Annotated in this window: 11 protein-coding genes; all 11 read left to right on the top strand. The window is 53.8% G+C overall.

The window, feature by feature from the left end; translation table 11 throughout:
* Positions 1-766: 766 nt before the first annotated feature.
* Positions 767-2,614 (top strand): DNA primase, encoded by a 1,848-nt coding sequence (gene dnaG / locus NGM66_RS04760; RefSeq protein WP_208909569.1) that lies wholly within the window; start codon positions 767-769, stop codon positions 2,612-2,614.
* A gap of 10 nt (positions 2,615-2,624) precedes the next feature.
* Positions 2,625-3,755, top strand: a complete 1,131-nt coding sequence (gene rpoD, locus NGM66_RS04755; protein ID WP_373418466.1) for an RNA polymerase sigma factor RpoD — start codon at positions 2,625-2,627, stop codon at positions 3,753-3,755.
* 342 nt (positions 3,756-4,097) lie between these two features.
* Positions 4,098-4,619 (top strand): RrF2 family transcriptional regulator, encoded by a 522-nt coding sequence (locus NGM66_RS04750; protein ID WP_208909570.1) that lies wholly within the window; start codon positions 4,098-4,100, stop codon positions 4,617-4,619.
* Between the two features lie 52 nt (positions 4,620-4,671).
* Positions 4,672-7,944, top strand: a complete 3,273-nt coding sequence (locus NGM66_RS04745) for an MMPL family transporter (RefSeq protein WP_245155345.1) — start codon at positions 4,672-4,674, stop codon at positions 7,942-7,944.
* A gap of 817 nt (positions 7,945-8,761) precedes the next feature.
* On the top strand, positions 8,762-9,469 hold the full coding sequence (locus NGM66_RS04740) for a tRNA (adenine(22)-N(1))-methyltransferase (protein ID WP_208909572.1): 708 nt from the start codon (positions 8,762-8,764) through the stop codon (positions 9,467-9,469).
* Positions 9,456-10,262, top strand: coding sequence for a Nif3-like dinuclear metal center hexameric protein (locus NGM66_RS04735; protein ID WP_208909573.1), 807 nt, complete (start codon positions 9,456-9,458; stop codon positions 10,260-10,262). The genes NGM66_RS04740 and NGM66_RS04735 overlap by 14 nt, the downstream gene beginning before the upstream one ends.
* 56 nt (positions 10,263-10,318) lie before the next feature.
* Entirely contained in the window at positions 10,319-11,560 is a 1,242-nt protein-coding gene (gene pepT / locus NGM66_RS04730; RefSeq protein ID WP_208909574.1) for a peptidase T, read from the top strand.
* A gap of 200 nt (positions 11,561-11,760) precedes the next feature.
* Positions 11,761-14,373 carry an ATP-dependent chaperone ClpB gene (gene clpB, locus NGM66_RS04725; RefSeq protein ID WP_208909575.1) on the top strand — a complete coding sequence of 871 codons (2,613 nt, stop codon included), beginning with the start codon at positions 11,761-11,763 and terminating at the stop codon, positions 14,371-14,373.
* Between the two features lie 159 nt (positions 14,374-14,532).
* A complete protein-coding gene (gene dnaE, locus NGM66_RS04720) occupies positions 14,533-17,883 on the top strand; it encodes a DNA polymerase III subunit alpha (protein ID WP_208909576.1) in 3,351 nt (1,116 codons plus the stop codon).
* Positions 17,884-17,976: 93 nt separating this feature from the next.
* On the top strand, positions 17,977-18,693 hold the full coding sequence (locus NGM66_RS04715) for a transaldolase (protein ID WP_208909577.1): 717 nt from the start codon (positions 17,977-17,979) through the stop codon (positions 18,691-18,693).
* 342 nt (positions 18,694-19,035) lie between these two features.
* Positions 19,036-20,793, top strand: coding sequence for a pyruvate kinase (gene pyk / locus NGM66_RS04710; RefSeq protein WP_208909578.1), 1,758 nt, complete (start codon positions 19,036-19,038; stop codon positions 20,791-20,793).
* Positions 20,794-21,161 lie beyond the last annotated feature (368 nt).

Below are 21,161 nucleotides of genomic sequence, written 5' to 3'. Positions count from 1 at the left end.
CCGTAAAGCCGGGGGCCTCCTTTTACATATATCTGGTTTACTGAAGGTTGCAGGGACACCTGAGGATACTTAGCTGACAAGTTTCATGAACATTAAATTAGTCTGTTAATAGCTATAGCTACCAGAGATGCCGATAGCTTTGGGGGAACATCGGCGGCCTAAGGAGCGGTCCGCCGACTCGGTTTGAAGCTTGACACCGTCAATCTCCCAACACGTCCCACGCTGTAAGCTGAGAAAAAACGCTCAGCTAACACCGTTGTCACAGCAACCTACATCTCTGGCTGCCTCCGGTTACATCAGGGATTACCCATAAAGTTAGTAAGGAGTATTGCTGGAATGGCAATGTTCATCTACATTAGTGGGTGACTGCCACGTAGCCGAGAGTGAGCTAAATTTGGACTCAGCCGTGGGAGTTTTCAAGTGGTCTTCTTGGAAACTGGCGTCTTCGAGACGTGACTTTCGGCTCGAAGCGAGGTTGAAGACCGCCCTTTGGCTTCGACCGGTCCTTCCCACAGCGTCACGGTCCAAATTTGGCGAACGGTAAGGCGGCCAGCACAGATTATGTCACTAACGACACACAATGCAGCATTCAGTGGTGTCCTTGCCAACCGGCCAAGCGTAAAAGATTGACAAAAATTGCCCTTATGCTATCATATAACTTGTAGTTTTACGCGCGAATTCCAATTAAAGAGTCGCACTTTTCGGGTTTCCGGGGTGCGACTTTTCAAGGCTATGGCGCACGGATCCACGGTAAGGGAGTGATGGTGTGGCGAAGATACCCGAAGACGTGATTGAAACGGTTCGGACGGCAACAAACATCGCGGACGTGGTGGGACAATATGTCCAGCTGAAAAAGTCCGGTAAAAATTTGTTTGGTCTGTGCCCCTTTCATGAGGAACGGACGCCGTCATTTTCCGTGTCGGAAGATAAACAAATTTTTCACTGCTTCAGTTGTGGTCGGGGCGGTAACGTCTTCAAGTTTCTAATGGAACTGGAGCACGTGAGCTTTCCGGAAGCCGTGGTCAAGGTCGCTGACTTTAGCCACGTCGATCTGGACAGCGAATACCGGCAAGATGCCAGTGGTCCCAAGATGGACTCCAAGACCAGTCAGCTGATCGATCTGCAGGAACAAGCGGCCAAACTTTACCACCACGTGTTAGTCAACACGGCGGTCGGACAACCGGCGCTGGATTACCTGCATGATCGCGGGCTCACTGACGAGACCATCGAGACCTACCAACTGGGGTTTGCGCCGGGACAGCGCCTGTTGAAGCCATTCTTTGAACAACGCCAAAGCGACTACCAACTGTTACGGCAGTCGGGGTTGTTCATTGAAAATGCGCAAGGCGAGCTGCGTGATCGGTTCACCGAACGGGTGATGTTTCCGTTGCGCAATGCCAGCGGGCACGTGGCGGCGTTTTCCGGCCGGCTGATCAAGAAGGCCGATGACCAACCCAAGTACCTGAACAGTCCGGAAACGGCCTTGTTCAACAAGAGTCGGTTATTGTTCAACTTTGACCTGGCCCGACCGGCGATTCGTCAGGCGGGAGAAGTCACTTTGTTTGAAGGCTACATGGATGTTATCTCGGCGACCCAAGCGGGCGTGCACAACGGGATTGCCTCCATGGGGACCAGCCTGACCACGGAACAGATTTATGCCATCGAACGGACGACAGATAAGCTCAATGTCTGTTATGATGGAGATGAACCTGGCCAGCGAGCCATTTCCCGGGCATTGACGCTACTGGGGCAGCACAGTCACCTGAACCTCAGTGTGATTCAGCTGCCCGAGGGCCAAGACCCCGATGAATATCGGCGGGCCCACGGGGATGAAGCCTTTCGGCAAATGCTCACGACCGCTAAGGAGCCACCGTTACAGTTCAACCTGCGTTTCTTACGGCGCAATAAGTCGTTAGATACCGACAGTGAGCAACTCGATTACGTCAATCAGGTCATGCCACTGTTGGCGCAGGTCCAAGAACCCGTGGAACTGGACATGTATTTGAACCAGTTAGCCAACGAGTTTCACATCGACAAGGCGGCCTTACAGGCACAGCTGAAGCAAACGCAGCGAGATACCGCCGCCAAGCAGGAGCGGGCACGGCCACGGCAATCCGTGGCGCAGACCCCACCGCCGGCACAACCAGCGGTCACGGTCCATCAGCAGCAGCGCCCACTGACCCGCCTTGAGCGGGCCGAACGCGGCTTGTTGATTCGCCTGTTACATGACCGCAATGTCTGGGCAAAGGTCACCAGTATTGATGGCTTTAGCTTTGTCCACGACGATTATCAAGTGATTTATACCTTGGCCCAAGGTTATTTTCAAACGCATCAAACCTACCGTACTGCGCAGTTTACGGACTTCTTAAAGGAAGACCGTCTGCAGCAGATCGTCATCGAGTTAGAGACGGCAACTTACGCGGCGGTCACCCCGCGTGAGATCGATGACTATTTAACAATCATTATGGACGAGGCGCCAATCGATGAACAACTCCGTCAGAAGAAGAATCAACTGGCGGAAGCTTCCCGCCTCGGGAATGCCGAACAACAACGGCAATTAGTCATTGAGATTGTTCAGCTGGAGCAACAACGCCAGGCGAACAAGCAACTTTAGTCTAGGGGGTATTTTAATGGCAAAAAAGACCACGGATCAACCAATGTTTGACCAAAAGGCATACAACAAGACGGTGCGAGCTTTAATCAAGAACACCAAGAAGGCCGGTCACATCACGTACGATGACCTGACTGACAAGGTGGCCACGCCTTACACGCTGGATGCTAAGCAGATGGATAAGTTACTTGAAACGATTTCCGATGCCGGAATCAGCGTGGTTGATGCTAAGGGTGAGCCAGATGCACGGGCCGTTAAAGCACAAAAGGCCGTTTCCAAGAAAGAATTGAAGGAAGCCTCCACGACCACTGGGGTCAAGATCAACGACCCAGTGCGGATGTATTTGAAAGAAATTGGCCGAGTCAACCTGTTAACGGCGGACGAAGAAGTCGCCTTAGCCTTACGGATTGAAAACGGTGAAGAAGCTGCCAAGCAAGAATTAGCCGAAGCCAACTTGCGGTTAGTCGTTTCCATCGCTAAGCGTTATGTGGGTCGGGGGATGCAATTCTTGGACCTGATCCAAGAAGGGAACATGGGCTTGATGAAGGCCGTCGAAAAGTTCGACTACCGTAAAGGGTTCAAGTTCTCCACGTACGCCACTTGGTGGATTCGTCAAGCCATTACACGGGCCATCGCCGACCAAGCGCGGACGATTCGGATTCCTGTGCACATGGTTGAAACCATCAACAAGCTGATTCGGATTCAACGGCAATTACTCCAAGACTTAGGGCGGGAACCAACGCCTGAAGAAATTGGGGCCGAAATGGACATGCCAACGGAAAAGGTTCGCGAGATCTTGAAGATTGCGCAAGAACCTGTTTCCTTGGAAACGCCAATTGGTGAAGAGGACGATTCTCACTTGGGTGACTTCATTGAAGACCAAGATGCCACGAGTCCTGCCGACCATGCCGCTTACGAATTACTGAAGGAACAGTTGGAAAGTGTCTTGGACACGCTGACTGACCGGGAAGAAAACGTCTTGCGGTTACGGTTCGGGTTGGATGATGGCCGGACGCGGACTTTGGAAGAAGTCGGCAAGGTCTTCGGTGTTACCCGTGAACGGATTCGGCAGATCGAAGCCAAGGCGCTGCGGAAGTTACGCCACCCATCACGTAGTAAGCAGTTGAAAGACTTTTTGGAATAACACAATATGAGATCCTCGCCGTGGCTGGCATGTGCTGGTCATGGTGGGGATTTTTTGCGTTGTGGCGGATGACTTGGCCAAGAGCAGAAGGAAGCACCGGTCAATCCCCTCTAAATTAGACCCAACTAATGCAACAAATACCCCTGCCGAATCAGTCGCCAAGGCTGGTATCCCAACGTTTAGCGACTGTAGTTAACATGAAATCGTTTACACAAAAAAATAATCAGGTCAAACGTCATTTATTGAGTCAAAAGCCTTGAAAAAATGCTTAAAGGGGATATAATGTATCTCGTTTAAGTTTTCAGAATTGCTTAAGATTTTTTTGTGAAAGGGAGGTGCGTTGTGAAAGCTAAACCAAGCCTGGAACAGGCCTTGTGCATTGTCGCGCTACTCGGGATCCAAGACCGCGAGATTCCGCTACATAGCCATTTAGTCGCCGAGCGTCTGGGAATTTCGACCAGCTATTTGAAAAAAATCATCCAGAAGCTGGCTGGCGCCGACATTGTGAAGACCGTATCCGGTCGTGACGGTGGGGTGGTCTTGACCCGTGATCCGCATCAGATTACTCTGCTTGACGTGTTCGATGCAATCGAAGGGGCCACGTCATTTGTGAAGAATACGGGGTTGGTCAAGAAGGTCTTTGGGTTCAACCAAAAGCAGGCCTTCATGCGGACGTATGCGTTGACCGACCTCAAGGACCAACAGCCGGTCGCCAACGTCTTGGCCGTCTTCGCCGATGCCGAGCAGCGTTACCGGCAACAGCTGGCCACGCTGAGTATCGGTGACATTTTACCGACCACGGCCGACCAGCCGTTACTGTTGGATTGGACCAAATGGTTGACCCAGCACCCGACGACAGAATAGAAGTTAGAGCAAAGTGAGTAGAATTTATTTAGGAGGTTTTCCCGTGCGCTGGATGAATAAACATTACATCTGGAACGTGATTGGCTGGCTACTGATCGTCATCTTAGCCGTCGTCACGATTCCCAACATGAGTCAACTGGTCGCTGACAAGGGGCAGATCACTGTGCCTAGCAGCTACCAAAGTACTCGCGCAACCAATATGCAAAAGCAGTGGGGTCGCTCCCAACGCGGCACCACGGCAGTCGTGGTGGTCTTTAACAACGGGGATTCGGCGCTAACCAACGCGCAAAATACCCATATCGATAAGACCATCCAACGAATCAAGAATCATGAGGACCAATACCAGATTCGCTCACTGACCGCAGCGAGTGATAGTTCCACGGCCGCGTCCCAATTGATTTCCAAGGACAAGAGCACACAGCTCTTACAGCTAAACGTGCATAAGAGTTCGAGCCATTCCATCACGTCGATTCGGTCGCAGATCACCAAGCTGGCCCAGACTAGTGGCGTGAAGACCTACGTGACCGGGGCGGATGTCTTGAACCAAGACTTCTCCGATGCCACGCAGGCCGGGGTCCAAAAGACTGAAATCATTGCGGCCATCTTTATCTTCCTGGTTCTCTGGTTAGTCTTCCGGTCCCCAGTGACGCCGCTGTTCTCCCTGTTAACGGTGGGCGTATCCGTCATCACCTCGATTTCGGTGGTGGCCAACTTAGTGGATCGTTTCAATTTTCCTTTTTCCAACTTCACGCAAGTCTTCATCGTCATCGTGTTGTTTGGGATTGGGACCGACTACAACATCCTACTGTATAACGAGTTCCGTGAGCGACTTGCGAATGGCAAGGACAGGTACACGGCCACCAAGGAAGCCATCAAGATCGGTGGCCGAACGGTGCTATACTCCGGGTTATCCGTTTTAATTGGGATGAGTGTTCTGGGCTTTGCCAACTTCTCGCTGTACAAGTCAGCGGTCGGCATTGCCGTCGGGGTCGTGGTCTTATTGGCCGTGCTCCTGACGCTGAACCCATTTTTCATGGCCATCTGCGGTCGGCACATGTTCTGGCCCATCAAGAAGTTCCAAGGTGAAGGCGACAGTCGCCTGTGGCACGGCATGGCCAAGCACGCCATGATCCGGCCCATCATCACCCTAATCATCACGGGAATCGTCTTTATCCCGCTGGCCCTGACGTCTCACGGGACGCTGGACTACGATAACTTGGTCGAAATTGGCGACAACGTGCCAGCCAAGCAAGGGTTCAAGATCGTGCAGACCCATTTCTCCAAGGGGACTGCCGAACCGACCACGATTTACCTGCAAAGCAATCACAAGCTAGATAACGAAAAATCCTTACTGTTGATCGACCGGTTGACCAAGCAACTCCAGGCCTCGACCGGCGTCAAGACCGTGGCGTCCGTCACCCAACCCGGGGGCAAGGCCATCAAGAAGCTCTACGTCCGCAACCAAATGAGTTCGGTCACGAGTGGCTTGGTCAAGGCCCAAAAGGGTGTCAACAAGGTCAACAAGGGCTTAAAGTCTGCGGACAGTCAGCTCAGTAAGCAAAACGTCTCTGGTGCGGTCAAGGATGCGAACAAATTAGCTTCCGGTGCCAAGCAAGTCAGCGATGGCACATCGCAATTACAATCTGCCATCTCGCAAGTTTCCACCGGAGTCAATTCCTTGAATAGCCAGGTCTCCTCGGCTTCTGGTGGCCAACAAGCCGCTCAGTTGGCCCAGTTGGAAACGGCCTTGCCACAATTGAACGCTGCCATTCAACAGCTGAACAGTCAGGTGTCGGCTAGTTCAACTAGCACCAGTGGCGTGACAAGTTCGTTGTCGACCATTGGGACCAAGACACAAGACATTGCCACGCAGCTCCAAAGCATCAAGAGTGCCATGGGCAATTTGCCAAGCGTGAGTGCCAGTTCCGTGGCCGCCGCTTTCAGTGCCCAAGGGGTGCCACTGTCTGCCGCCCAGAAACAAGTCTTAGCGGGTGTCTTACAGAAGCAAACAGCCGCACAATCGCAACTGAAGTCGAGCTTGAGCGGGGCATTGACCCAGATTGGCAGTGACGCCAGTGCGATTGGTTCCGCCGACCAGGGTGTTGCCAGCCAGTTACAATCCTTACAAGGCTCGACTGCAACCCTCCAAAGTGCCGTGGCAACGTTGGCCCAAAAGTCTAACATCGTCTTGCCTGGTGCCACTACGGCCCTGCAATCGGCTAGTTCGCAGAGTGCGCAGTTAGCCAATGCCACTAGCCAATTGTCCAGTGCGATGTTTACCATCAACGGCAAGATGCCAACGCTGGTCTCCGGTGCGAGTCAAGTCGCTGCTGGGAACCAGACCATGGCAGAGAAATTAGCCGCCATGAGTAAGCAACTGACGGCCCTGCGGAAGGGCTTAGGCTCAGCGACGACTGGTTTGACACAGGTTTCGGCGGGGGTCGGCACGGCCAACAGCTACCTCAAGGGCTTACAGAAGTCCGCGGCGGCTGAGACGTTCTACATTCCGGCGAAATCGATCCAAAGCGGGTCGTTCAAGCAATCCATGGACACCTACATGTCGCCGAACCGCAAGCTGACCAAATTAACGGTCGTCTTAAACGATGACCCAAGCTCCGCCGCTGCCATGGCGCGGTTACCAAAGCTTGAAAAGGTAGTCAGCGGTTCGCTTAAAGGCACTAGCCTGAGCGGTGCCAAAATCGCCTTTGGCGGGAACACGTCACAGACCAACGATATCAATGAAATGGCGTCGAGTGACTTCACCCGGACGGTCATCATCATGTTAGCCGGTATCTTTATTGCCCTGATGGTCGTGACCCGTTCGCTGGTTCAACCGATCGTCATCGAAGGTATCTTGCTGGTCGCTTACTCCGGGGCCTTGACCATTGTTCACTGGTTAGTGGATCCCGTCTTGGGCACGGACATGTTGACGTGGAACACACCATTCTTCACGTTTGTCATGTTGATCTCGCTAGGGGTCGATTACTCGATCTTCCTGATGCGGAAGTACCGTGAATTCCTCCACGAGCCAGGCGCTACCAGCGACAAGATGTTGCGGGCAGCCACGGTGATCGGGACGGTCGTCATCTCTGCCGGAATCATCTTGAGTGGGACATTTGCCGCCTTGATTCCGTCTGGCGTGATGACGCTGATCCAAATCGCGTTGGCCGTGATCATTGGAATCATCCTGCTGGTCATCCTGTTACCAATCGTGATGCCAGCCGTCATGAAGATCACGTACCCGTACCCGTATTCCAATATGCGTGAGGCGCCCGTCAATCATGAAGATGGCGCGCAACCAACGCGGCGGAATCAACAGAAATAACTGAAAATAATTCGCACAGGCGACAGACTTATTAGTTGGTTGTTGTCAATGCAAAATGAGATGCGTATGCTCACCGGTGTGGTGGGGATGCGCATCTTTTTTGGTGGTGTCACTAAAGGTTGCAAGGACAGAAGTAGCTGAATTCATGGTGACATAATTAGTCTTTGAATGTCATGCGGTCGGTGCTGGCCGCCTTACCGTTCGCCAAATGGGGGGTGGAACGCGGCGGACCGGACCGAGCCTGAAGAGCGGTCTCGGCCTCGCTTTGAGCCGAAGGTCGCGTCTCAAAATGGCCTCATAGCCGAAACGTGCGCCAACAGGCAACTGGTTCCGCTTGTTGTCACACTCTTTTTCAACGGCTGAACCCATATTTGGCGAACTCTCGGCTACAAGAGTTCTTGCTAGTAACAATTGGTTTAGCCCCAGGCAGCGGCTGCTTTACCAACTAACTCTATGAGGTTCAACACAGGGTTACTGATAAGCACTAACTTGCCGGAGGCAGCCAGGGTGTAGCCAGCTGTGTCGACGGTGTTGGCTGGGGTTTTGTCTCAGCCTACAACGTGGGACGACTTGAGAGACTGGTGGTTCTTACCAGGCTTTCAAGCGAACCGGAAGACCGTTTCTCAGGCTGGCGGTGTTCCCCAGAGCAGGCGGAACCCTGGCTGATGTAGGCTCCTGGTTTCGCTAATCTAATGTTCATAATCCTTGTCAGCGGTGAATTCACGCTATCCAATTGCCAGCTGGTAGCTTATACTAAAGAATGAAAATGAGTTTGGGCCAAAATACCCAACTCGCAGTGCAGAAAGGAAGATTTAGCATGGATGCAGACCATCTCTCACAACGACTGGCCACCGTCGCCAGTTACGTGCCACAGGGGGCACGGTTGGCCGATATTGGGACCGACCACGCCTATTTACCCGTGAACCTTGCCAAACGTGGCATCATTACGGGCGGGGTTGCCGGCGAAGTGGTCCCTGGACCCTTTAAGAATGCCCAACACGAAATCAACCAGGAGGGCCTCAGCGACCAGATCACGGCGCGCTTGGCCAACGGACTTCAAGCCATCGAACCGACTGATCAGATCGACACCGTTGCCATTGCCGGCATGGGTGGAACGTTGATCACCCAAATCTTGACGCAAGACTTTGACCGGCTAGCGGGCGTTCAGCGCCTCATCTTGCAGCCCAACGTGGGCGAGGCCAACGTGCGGCAATTTTTGATGACGCACGGTTTTCAGCTGGTGACGGAGCAAATCGTCAGTGAAGACGGCCACGACTATGAGATTTTGGTCGCCGACCGCAACGCCACCCCGCAACAGTACACCACAGAAGAATTGCGCTTTGGCCCGTATTTGTTGGCGGAACACAACGCGACCTTTATTGCCAAATGGCAACGTGAATTGGACCGTGCGCAAGTGGTCTTACACCAGGTCCAGTCCGCCCATGAGGTGCCCGCCGGTAAGGTCGCTGAATTGACAGAAAAGATCACGGAGATCAAGGAGGTCTTACAACGTGTTAGTGCGTGAATTGGTAGAACGTTTTGAACAGTTTGCCCCACGGGGGTGGGCGGAACCGGGAGACCCAGTCGGCTTACAGCTGGGGAGTCTGGATGCCCCCGTCCACAAGGTGCTGGTCACTTTAGATGTTCGACCCGAAGTGGTGGCCGAGGCCATTGACGTGGGCGCCGACTTTATCTTTGCCCACCACCCCATGATGTTTCACCCGGCCAAGAACCTAGACCTGGCCGTGCCGCAGAATCAGATGTACGCGACGCTGCTGCAGCACCACATCACGGTGTATGGGGCCCACACCAACCTGGACAGTGCGCCCAATGGCATGAATGATTGGTTGGCCGCTGCACTGGGACTGCAACACACCACGGGTCTGGTACCCAGTAACGGGGCCACGGCCACCCCAGCCATCATGATGGGCCGGGTGGGTGACTTGAAGAAGCCGACCACGGTCCAGGCCTTTGCGCTGCGGTGTAAGACGATCTTTCACGTTGGCGGCTTGCGGCTGATCAGTCATACACCGGATGCACCCGTTACCCGGGTGGCCGTGTTGGGTGGTTCCGGGGGACCCTTTTACCAGGCGGCCATTGCCCAGCACGCCGACGTGTACGTGACCGGCGACATTTCGTACCATCCCGGCCACGATATGATTGCGGCGGGGCTCAGCGTCATCGACCCTGGTCATCACATCGAAAGCATCTGTAAGCCGCATCTGACCCAACTTTTCCAGCAGTGGGCGCAGGAAAATGATTGGCCGATCACGGTCCAGGCGTCGACGTTAAATACTGACCCGTTTACTTTTCTTTAATCGCGAAAACGCGTACACTGAGTTTGTAAGTTATCTTAATTGAGGAGTGATTTATTTTGGCAAAGTATGAAAATTTGATTCCCCGGTTTCTGAAATACGTGAAGATCAACACCCGCTCGACCCCGAATGCAACGACTGTTCCGTCTAACGAACGGTTGACCAAATTCGCCGAGGGCTTGGTGGCAGACCTGAAAGCCATTGGTTTGGACAACGTCCACATCAACGCGCAATCCAGCTACGTTTACGCGACCTTACCCGCCAACACGGACAAGGCCGTCAAAAAACTCGGGTTCATTTCCCACTTTGACACGGCTGATTTCAACAGTGAAAACATCAACCCCCAGTTTGTTGAAAACTACGATGGCCAGTCCGTTATCAAGTTGGACGACGCGGGTAAGTACACGTTGGACCCAGCCGTCTTCCCTAATTTGAAGAATTACAAGGGCGACACGCTGATCACCACGGACGGCAGTACCCTGTTAGGGGCCGACGACAAGTCCGGGGTCGCTGAAATCATGGCCGCCGCCGAATACTTATTGGCGCACCCAGAGATCAAGCACGGCGAAATTGAAATCGGCTTAGGCCCTGATGAAGAAATTGGGACCGGCGCGGATCACTTCGACGTCAAGGACTTTGGGGCCGACATTGCCTACACCGTCGATGGTGGGCCACTGGGTCAATTGGAATACGAAACCTTTAACGCCGCCGACGCTCAGGTCGAAATCACTGGGACCAACGTGCACCCGGCCGAGGCCAAGGGCGTCATGGTCAACGCTTCGCAAGTTGCCATGGACTTCCACGCGGCTTTGCCAGAACATGATCGGCCAGAAAACACGGAAGGGCGCGAAGGCTTCTTCCACCTGTACAGCATGAACGGCACGGTCGATTCTGCTCACTTGAGCTACATCATCCGCGACCACGACCGGCAGATCTTTGAAGACCGCAAGAAGCTGTTCCAAGGCGTCGCTGACCAATTGAACAAGCAATATGGTTCGCAGCGGGTCGACGTGACCATCAAGGATCAGTACTACAACATGCGTGAAGTCATCGAAAAGGACATGACCGTCGTTGACCTGGCTAAACAAGCCTTAGAAGACCTGGATATCAAGCCACTGATCTTCCCTGTTCGTGGGGGGACTGACGGCTCCAAGATCTCCTTTATGGGCCTGCCAACACCGAACCTGTTTGCCGGTGGTGAAAACATGCACGGTCGCTTCGAATACGTCTCCGAACAGACCATGGAAAAGGCCACGGACGTGATTATCAAGATCGCCCAATTGGCGGAACAGCAGGCATAAATTAATTGGTCAAATTAGGTCAAATTATTTTGCTTTTGCGTTAAAATCAGTTAGAATATGAGTGAAAAATGGAGGTTAACCTAAGGGTTGCCTCTTTTTTCGACCGCTGGTTATCCCGGACGGAACGTTTCGTTCGGCGTTAGCGCTAGCGGTCACCTGAACGCAATCAAAACACTTAACCAAAACGAGGAGGAGTTTGGATGAACCCAGAAAAAATGACGCAGGCGTTGACCGACGCCTTGACGGAGGCCCAACACATCGCCATGACCCGTAAGCACCAGGCGGTCACGGTGGCCCATCTCTTTAAATTTATGATTCAACCGGGAGAACTCGGCAGAGAGATCTTGGCGGCTGCCGGCGTGGACATCACGGCCTTGGACAGTGAGTTGGACCGCGAACTCGATGCCATCAGTACGGTGACCGGGAGTGGGGTGCAGTACGGCCAAGAATTTTCCCGCAATCTGACGGACCTGCTGCAGCGCGCCGATGTCATCAAGGACAGCTACCACGACGACTTCATGGCCGTCGACACGGTGGTCATTGCGCTGATGCAGCTACACGGTGAGACGCTGACCGACTACCTGAAGCAACAGGGTCTCACGGAACAGATGGTCAAAAATGCCGTCGATAAGATGCGCAGCGGTGAACGGGTCACCTCAAAGAATCAAGAAGACCAGTACAAGGCCTTAGAGAAGTACGGTATCGACTTGGTCAAGGCCATGCGCAGCGGCAAGATCGACCCGATCATTGGCCGTGATGACGAGATCTTATCTGTGATTCGGATCCTGTCACGCAAGACCAAGAACAACCCCGTCTTGATCGGGGAAGCCGGGGTCGGTAAGACGGCGATCGTCGAAGGCCTGGCCCAACGCATCGTGCGTGGGGATGTCCCGGACAATCTGAAGGATAAGACGATTTTTTCCCTGGACATGGGTGCCCTGATTGCCGGGGCCAAGTACCGGGGTGAATTTGAGGAACGGTTGAAGGCCGTTCTTAAAGAAGTGACCAAGAGTGAGGGCCAGATCATCATGTTCATCGATGAGATCCACAACATCGTGGGCGCCGGTAAGGCCGAAGGCAGCATGGACGCCGGGAACCTCTTGAAACCGATGCTGGCACGAGGCGAACTGCATTTGATCGGGGCCACGACGCTAGATGAATACCGGCAGTATTTGGAACAAGACAAGGCTCTGGCTCGACGGTTCCAACGGGTGTTGGTCAATGAACCCAGCGTGGATGACACCGTGACCATCTTGCGGGGCTTGCGGGAACGCTTTGAGATCCACCACGGGGTCAAGATCCACGACAACGCCCTGATTGCGGCCGCTAAGTTGTCTGACCGGTATTTGACGGACCGCTTCTTACCCGACAAGGCCATTGACCTGGTCGATGAGGCTTCCGCGTCCATTCGGGTGGAAATGAACTCGGCCCCCACGGAACTGGACCAATCTCGGCGGCAATTGATGCGCATGCAGGTCGAACAGACCGCGTTGAAACAAGAAACCGATGAGGCCTCCCAAAAGCGCCTGACCGAGTTGACCAAGGAACTAGTCGATACCAAGGAAAAGGTCGACAAGCTCAGTGCCCGTTGGAACCAAGAGAAGACGGCCATCAAGCACGTCGGCGATAAGAAGACGGAACTGGACCGGGCCAAACGCGACCTGGCCAACGCCGAATCCGCCTACGACTTGAATAAGGCCGCCGAACTCCAACACGGGACCATTCCACGTCTGGAAAAGGAATTGGCGGAGCTGGAGAAACAAGAACAAAACCAAAACTGGTTGGTCTCCGAATCCGTCACGGAAAATGAAATCGCAACGGTCGTCAGCCGCATGACCGGCATCCCCGTGACCAAGCTGGTCCAGGGTGAACGCGAGAAGCTCTTGAAGTTAGCTGATCGGTTACATGACCGCGTCGTGGGCCAAGACCAAGCCGTGTCAGCCGTGGCCGATGCCGTCTTGCGTTCCCGCGCCGGGCTTCAAGACCCGACCAAACCGTTGGGCTCCTTCCTGTTTTTGGGACCGACCGGGGTCGGCAAGACCGAGTTAGCCAAGGCGCTGGCCGAGAATCTCTTCGATAGCGAGGACCACATGGTGCGTATCGACATGTCTGAGTACATGGAAAAGGAATCCGTGTCGCGACTGGTCGGGGCCGCACCGGGGTACGTTGGCTATGAAGAAGGCGGCCAATTGACCGAGGCCGTTCGGCGTAACCCGTATACCATCGTCTTATTCGATGAGGTGGAAAAGGCCCACCCGGACGTCTTCAACCTGTTGTTGCAGGTCTTAGACGACGGGCGCCTAACGGATAGTCAGGGTCGGACCGTGGACTTCAAGAACACCATCTTGATCATGACGTCTAACCTGGGATCCGATATCTTATTGCAGGGAACGGACGACCAAGGGCACATCAATCCCGATGCGCAAAAGCAAGTGGCCCAGCTCCTGCAGAGTCATTTCCGGCCGGAATTTTTGAACCGGATCGACGAGACCATCATGTTCACGCCACTGTCCCTAGCCGACGTGCAGCAGATCGTGGTCAAGCTGATCGCCCATCTGGCTACGCGGCTACACGAGCAGCAGTTAGACCTAACCATCACCCCGGCGGCCCAGTCCTGGATCGCCCAAAAGGGGTACCTGCCGGCTTACGGGGCGCGGCCACTGCAACGCTTCATCACGACGCACGTGGAAACACCCCTGGCGCGGCAATTGATCGGTGGCCAGATTCCGGTCAACAGCCTGATCACCATCGACGTGGCCGACGACGGGTTGACGTTTACGCACGCCTTACAGACCGAGACCATCGGCAAGTAAGCGCGCCATGGCGGCAACAGCGCCTGGCCGGTTAGCCAAATTGACTTTATCAAGAAGTGCCCCTTTTACGACGGCAGAACATTTGTTCGCTGGTCGTGAAAAGGGCATTTTTTCTGGTATAATAACGGTAACGAATTCGAAGAGAAGGGAGACTCCGGGATGTTTGTACCCTTACAAGTCTTAAGTACCTATAGCCTATTACAGAGCACCAACCGTATCGAACAACTGGTCCAAACGGCCAAGGACCGGGGCTATACCGCGCTGGCACTGACGGATAAAAATGTCATGTACGGCGTGGTCGCCTTCTACAATGCCTGTCAACGCGCGGGCATCAAACCGCTACTGGGACTCACACTGACGACGCAGGGGGTGAGTGATGCGCCCCAAGCCCACGAGTGGGTCCTGATCGCCCAGGACTTTACCGGTTACCAACAGTTGATGCAGCTGTCGACGGCTTACCAGGTCGCCGGAACACCGGTGGATCTAACGCAGCAGGCGGACAACCTCAGTCATTTACAGGTGATTGCCCCCTTGGATAGCGAGCTCCATCAGCTCCTAACTAGCGGTGACGTTACCGCAGCCGAGCGCGTGACCCGTCAAGTCTTGGCACTCAACCCAGCGGGGATGTCTCTAGGCATCAGTCCGGAAACACCGGTCGCCACCAGGGATGCGCTACGCAATTTGAGTCAAGCCACGCAGGTGCCGTTAGTCGCTTTGGCGCCGGTCGAGTACCTGGACCGCGATGACCATTTTGCCGTGACCGTCTTACGGGCAATCGCCGCGGGGGCCACGTTGTCTGATCCCACTGCGGAACAACAAACGCTGGGCACGCACTGGTTACGCCCGGCGGCCGAAGAAGCCCAACGGTTTGCGGCGGCAGACTTGACCGCAGCCGTGCAGGCGACCGCCACGCTAGCGGACCAGACCAGCGTGACCTTGAAATTCCAACAACCACAATTGCCGCAATTTCCCACGCCTAACCAGCAGCCCTCGAAAGATTACCTGCGTGAGCTCTGCCAAGCTGGCCTACAACGACGACTAACCCAAAATGGCATCAGTGAGCCACAGCCCTACCAGGAACGCTTAGAACGCGAATTAGGCGTCATTCACCGAATGGGGTTTGACGACTACTTTCTGATCGTCTGGGATGTCATGAACTTTGCGCACCGAGCGAAGATTCAAACAGGACCGGGCCGGGGATCCGCGGCGGGTTCACTGGTCGCTTATGTGCTGGCCATCACCGAGGTCGACCCCTTGGCCTATAACCTGTTATTCGAACGGTTCTTGAACGAGGAACGCGCGCAGATGCCCGATATCGACCTGGATATTCCGGATAACCGGCGGGAACAGGTCTTGCAGTACGTCCATGACAAGTACGGCCATACGCGGGTGGCCCAGATCATTACCTTTGGGACACTGGCCACCAAGGCGGCCTTACGCGACGTTGGGCGGGTCTTGGGGATGCCGCCGTACGCCCTCAGTGAGTGGAGCGCGGCCATTCCGTCTCAGTTACACATCACCTTGAAGAGCGCCTATGAACAGTCGCAACGGTTACGGAACCTGGTGGCGGACAGCGAGAAGAACCGCTTGTTATTTGAAACGGCGCAAAAGCTCGAGGGCTTGCCACGGCATTACTCGACCCATGCGGCCGGTATCGTGTTGAGCCAGGGGCCGTTGACGGATCTGGTGCCCCTGCAGCCAGGGAGCGAAGACCTGCTGATGACGCAGTACCCTAAGGATACCGTTGAAGCCGTGGGGCTGTTGAAGATGGACTTCTTGGGGCTGCGTAACTTGAGCATCCTCGCCAATGCCTTAACGCTGATGAAAAAGCAGACCGGCCAGGCACTCGACTTGAATCAGATTGACTTAAATGACCCGGCGACGCTACGGTTATTTGCCCAGGGGGAGACCAACGGCGTCTTTCAGTTCGAATCGGCCGGGATCAAACGGGTCTTGCGCCAGTTACAACCGGATAGCTTTGAACTAGTCGCTGCGGTCAACGCACTGTATCGGCCGGGCCCGATGGAAAACATCGACACCTTCATTCGGCGGAAGGAGGGCAAGGAGCCGGTCACCTATGCGGCTGAAGCGCTAAAGCCTATCCTGGGGCCAACCTATGGGGTTTTGGTCTATCAAGAACAAGTCATGCAGGTGGCGTCCGTCATGGGGGGCTTTACGCTAGGTGAGGCCGACTTGTTGCGGCGCGCCATGAGTAAGAAGAAAAAGCAAACCATGGATGCCATGCAAAAGAAGTTCGTGGCCGGGGCCCAACAGTTGGGGTATCCCGCGACGACCGCCGAGCAGGTCTTTGCCTACATGGACCGTTTCGCCAACTACGGGTTCAACCGTTCCCATGCGGTGGCCTATAGCAAATTGGCGTTTCAACTGGCCTATTTGAAGGCCCATTACCCGGCACCCTTCTACGCGGCCTTGATGAATTCGGTCGTCAATGTCCCGGTCAAGACCAAGGCCTACTTGACGGAAGCCAAGCGTCATGGCGTCAGTGTCTTGCCGCCGGACATCAATCAGTCGACGGCTTACTTCAACCTGCAGGGGGATGCGGTCATCTTTGGCCTGAGCAGTATCAAGGGCGTGCGGCGTGATTTCTTACGGGAAGTCTTGGCCGACCGCCACGACCACGGGCCGTATCAGGACTTGCATCAATTTCTCCAACGGATCGACCCCAAGTATCGTAAGGCCGACCTGCTCAATGCGCTGGTGTATGCCGGGGCGTTTGACCACTTCGGCCATAACCGCGCGGAACTGATTGCCGCACTGCCGGAATTTATCAGTAGTGTGGAGCTGTCCGGGGACAATGTGGAGCTGTTTGCGGCGCTGGCGCCAAAGATCACGGCTAAGCCCGACCTGGACTTGATGACTAAATTAACCCAAGAGGAAGCCGTACTTGGGGCCTACTTGTCCGGGCACCCAGTGGCGCAATACCACGCCCTCGCCAGTCAATTACACGCCACGACCGTGAGTGACTTGACGGTCAATGCGCGGGTCAGTGTCATCCTGTACGTCACTAAGATCCGCACAATTCGGACCAAGCGTGGTGAACCGATGGCCTTTGTGACCGGGAGTGACGAGACCGCCGACGTGAGTGTCACCATCTTTCCCAACCAATTCCGCCAGGCCAGCACCTGGTTGAAGACCGACCAAGTCATCGTCGTGCGCGGGAAGGTCGAACAGCAACGCGGCTTGCAGATCGTCGCCGACCAGGTCACCTTAGCGAAAAACATCCCGGTCAAATCAGCGACGCCTAGTCTGCCGCAGGGCGCACGGTGGTTCATCCGTGTCGATGTGAATCACGATGAGCGGCCCGTGGCGACCCAACTTGCCCAATTTCTGACGCAACACCACGGCACGGTGCCTGTCATCGTCTATCAACCGCAGACGGATACCAAGCGCGTCTTGCCCCAGACGCAATGGCTGCGCGGGGATGCTAGCTTGCAAGCGCCATTAGAAGCACTGATGGGCAGCGGCAATGTCGTCTTACAAAACGGATAGACCAATTTCAATAAAAATACCTCTGGACTATTTGTGTAGGCTTTAGTATGATTATACCAATGCTTAACAAATCAGAATCTGGAGGTTTTTTAGATGACTTTGAACGTGAAGATTTATGCAGATGGTGCGGAACTCAATGCGATGAAGGCTGTGGCGGCCCAAGGCCTAGTCAGCGGCTTCACGACCAACCCGAGCCTGATGAAGGCGGCCGGGATCACGGATTACCTGGCGTTTGCGAAAGAGGCGGTGGCCACCTTCCCAGACCAATCCATCAGTTTTGAGGTTTTCGGCAATACGCCGGAGCGGATGCTAGCCGAAGCCAAGGTCTTGGCGAGCCTCGGGAAGCACGTGGCGGTCAAGGTGCCGGTGATTCGGGCTAGCGGGGATGATAACGCCGCGGTCATTCGTGAGTTATCCGATGCGGGTGTGCAGGTCAACGTGACTGCTATCACGACGCTGACGCAGGTCAAATTAGCCGTGGATGCGCTGAACCCAGCCGTGGGTGGCATCGTGTCTGTCTTCGCTGGGCGGGTAGCCGATACCGGCGTGGATCCACTGCCACTGATGCGTCAGGCTGCCGAATTGTGCCACACCAAGGATAACGTGGAACTGTTGTGGGCCAGCACCCGAGAAGTGTTCAACGTGGTCCAAGCCGAACAGACCGGCTGTGACATCATCACCGTGCCACCCAAGATTTTGGCCAAGCTGAGCAAATTTGGCACGCCAGCCTTACAAGTCTCCATCGACACGGTCAAGACGTTTGACGCCGATATTGCCAGTCTGGGTTTCACGATTCCTGTAGAAGGGTAATACCCATTTGTGACCCATGATCCGCCGAACTTAAGAAATTTTTACGATATGGTCGGGAAACGGCGATTCGTGTTAATATAAACGTTAACTTATCTAACATAAAACCTGCTAATTATGAAATTAGTGGGTTTTAATCTTCTCTGATGCCCGGCGGGGTGGGAAAGCGCTTACTTTGATAAAATCTAAACAATCTACGAAAAATCGGTAAACAAAGGCGACATTAATTTTCAAAAGTGATAGAATAATTTTGGAATCAAATTTGTGCCGGAACTTTTTGTGTGGTCTATTTTGACCAAGCAACCCAATTTGTTTCGTGCCAATTCTAAAGGAGAGATTTTTCTAATGAAGAAAACCAAGATCGTAAGTACCCTTGGTCCTGCAAGTACTGACGTTGATACGATTGTTAAGTTGATCGAATCTGGCGCCAACATCTTCCGGTTCAACTTCTCACATGGTGACCATGAGGAACACCTCGGCCGCTTGGAGAACGTTCACAAGGCTGAAAAGATTACCGGTAAGACGGTTGGTATCATGTTGGATACGAAGGGTGCCGAAATCCGGACCACTGTTGAACAAGGCGGTAAGCTGAACTTCAAGACTGGCGACGTATTCCGGATTTCCATGGACGCTTCACTCGAAGGAACCAAGGATAAGATCGCTGTGACTTACCCTGGCTTATACGATGACGTTCACGAAGGCGGCCACGTCTTATTCGATGATGGTTTATTAGATACTGTCGTTGATAAGAAGGACGAAGCAACCAAAGAATTAGTTGTCACTGTTCAAAACGATGGTGTTCTGGGTTCTCGTAAGGGTGTTAACGCTCCTGGCGTTTCCATCAACTTACCTGGGATCACTGAAAAGGATTCCGATGATATTCGTTTTGGTTTGGACCACGAAATCAACTTCATCGCTGCTTCATTCGTTCGGAAGCCACAAGATGTCATGGACATCCGTGAACTCCTTGAAGAAAAGCACATGGAACACGTTCAAATCTTCCCTAAGATCGAATCCCAAGAAGGGATCAACAACTTTGATGACATCATCAAGGTTTCCGATGGGTTAATGGTCGCTCGTGGTGACATGGGTGTCGAAATTCCAACGGAAAACGTGCCTTTGGTACAAAAGGCTTTGATCAAGAAGTGCAACGCTTTAGGCAAGCCAGTTATCACCGCTACCCAAATGTTGGACTCCATGCAAGAAAACCCACGTCCTACGCGTGCCGAAGCATCTGACGTTGCCAACGCCGTATTCGACGGGACTGACGCTACCATGCTTTCTGGTGAAAGTGCTAACGGTGAATACCCTGTTGAAGCCGTTGCTACCATGAACCGGATCGACATCAAGGCTGAAAATGCTTTGAAGGACTTTGGTCGTGACAACCTAGACTTCGACAACGGTGACGTTACGGAATCTATCGGTGCTTCTGTTGCCCGGGTTGCGAACCAATTGGGTGTGAAGACGATTGTTGCTGCTACTGAAAGTGGCTACACTGCCAAGATGATTTCTAAGTACCGGCCAGATGCTGATATCTTAGCTGTTACCTTTGACGATCGGACCCGTCGTGGGTTGATGGTCAACTGGGGCGTTTACCCAATCGTTACCGAAAAGCCTTCAAACACTGATGAAATGTTTGACCTGGCTGCAGCCAAGGCCGTTGAAACGGGCTTAGCTAAGGAAGGCGACTTGATCTTGATCACCGCTGGTGTACCAGTCGGCGAACGCGGGACGACCAACTTGATGAAGATTCAATTGATCGGTTCCAAGTTAGTTCAAGGCCAAGGTGTCGGCGATGACACGGTTATCGGTAAGGCAATCATTGCCAACACCGCTGCCGAAGCCAACGCTAAAGTCGTTGAAGGTGGTATCTTAATTGCTAAGAACACCGACAAGGACTACCTGCCAGCTATCGAAAAGTCTAGCGCCGTTATCGTTGAAAACGGTGGGTTGACTTCTCATGCTGCTGTTGTTGGGATTTCCATGGGGATTCCTGTTATCGTTGGTGCTACCGGTGCCAGCGACAAGATCTCCGATGGCGAATTGATCACTGTTGACTCACGTCGCGGGATCGTTTACCACGGTGCTTCCAACGCGCTTTAATAAGAGATAAACCTGTTATGAAAACGGACCCTCTGTCGGGGGTCCGTTTTTTGTTGGGCCAAAAAGTGTTGGTGTGGTATGCTGTTCGCCTGCCGTTGCGCGAAAATGGGCTGGAACGCTGTGGGCGGACCGGTCGAGCCAAGGGGCGGTCTCGACCTCGCTTTGAGCCGATGACCCGCGTCTCAAAGACGCCAGTTTCCTAAGCGACACAGACCGCCGCTAAGCAAACTCCCACGGCTGAGCCCATTTTCGCTTCACTCTCGGCTACGGTAGCGTTGATCAGCCACAATGGTAAACACAACTGAACCGATGCCTGGCAACGATTGCTCGTAGCCAGAAAATTACTAACCTTGTTGGGACCAACTCAC

Source organism: Levilactobacillus yiduensis (genome assembly GCF_024718525.1).
Classification (GTDB): domain Bacteria; phylum Bacillota; class Bacilli; order Lactobacillales; family Lactobacillaceae; genus Levilactobacillus; species Levilactobacillus yiduensis.
Note: the sequence above shows the minus strand (reverse complement) of the source record. Positions and strands in the feature narration are given on the sequence as shown.

Coding starts and splice junctions, on each gene's coding strand:
- clpB (WP_208909575.1), top strand. CDS start 11,761: ATGAACCCAGAAAAAATGACGCAGGCGTTGACCGACGCCTTGACGGAG.
- pyk (WP_208909578.1), top strand. CDS start 19,036: ATGAAGAAAACCAAGATCGTAAGTACCCTTGGTCCTGCAAGTACTGAC.
- NGM66_RS04740 (WP_208909572.1), top strand. CDS start 8,762: ATGGATGCAGACCATCTCTCACAACGACTGGCCACCGTCGCCAGTTAC.
- NGM66_RS04745 (WP_245155345.1), top strand. CDS start 4,672: ATGAATAAACATTACATCTGGAACGTGATTGGCTGGCTACTGATCGTC.
- dnaE (WP_208909576.1), top strand. CDS start 14,533: ATGTTTGTACCCTTACAAGTCTTAAGTACCTATAGCCTATTACAGAGC.
- NGM66_RS04715 (WP_208909577.1), top strand. CDS start 17,977: ATGACTTTGAACGTGAAGATTTATGCAGATGGTGCGGAACTCAATGCG.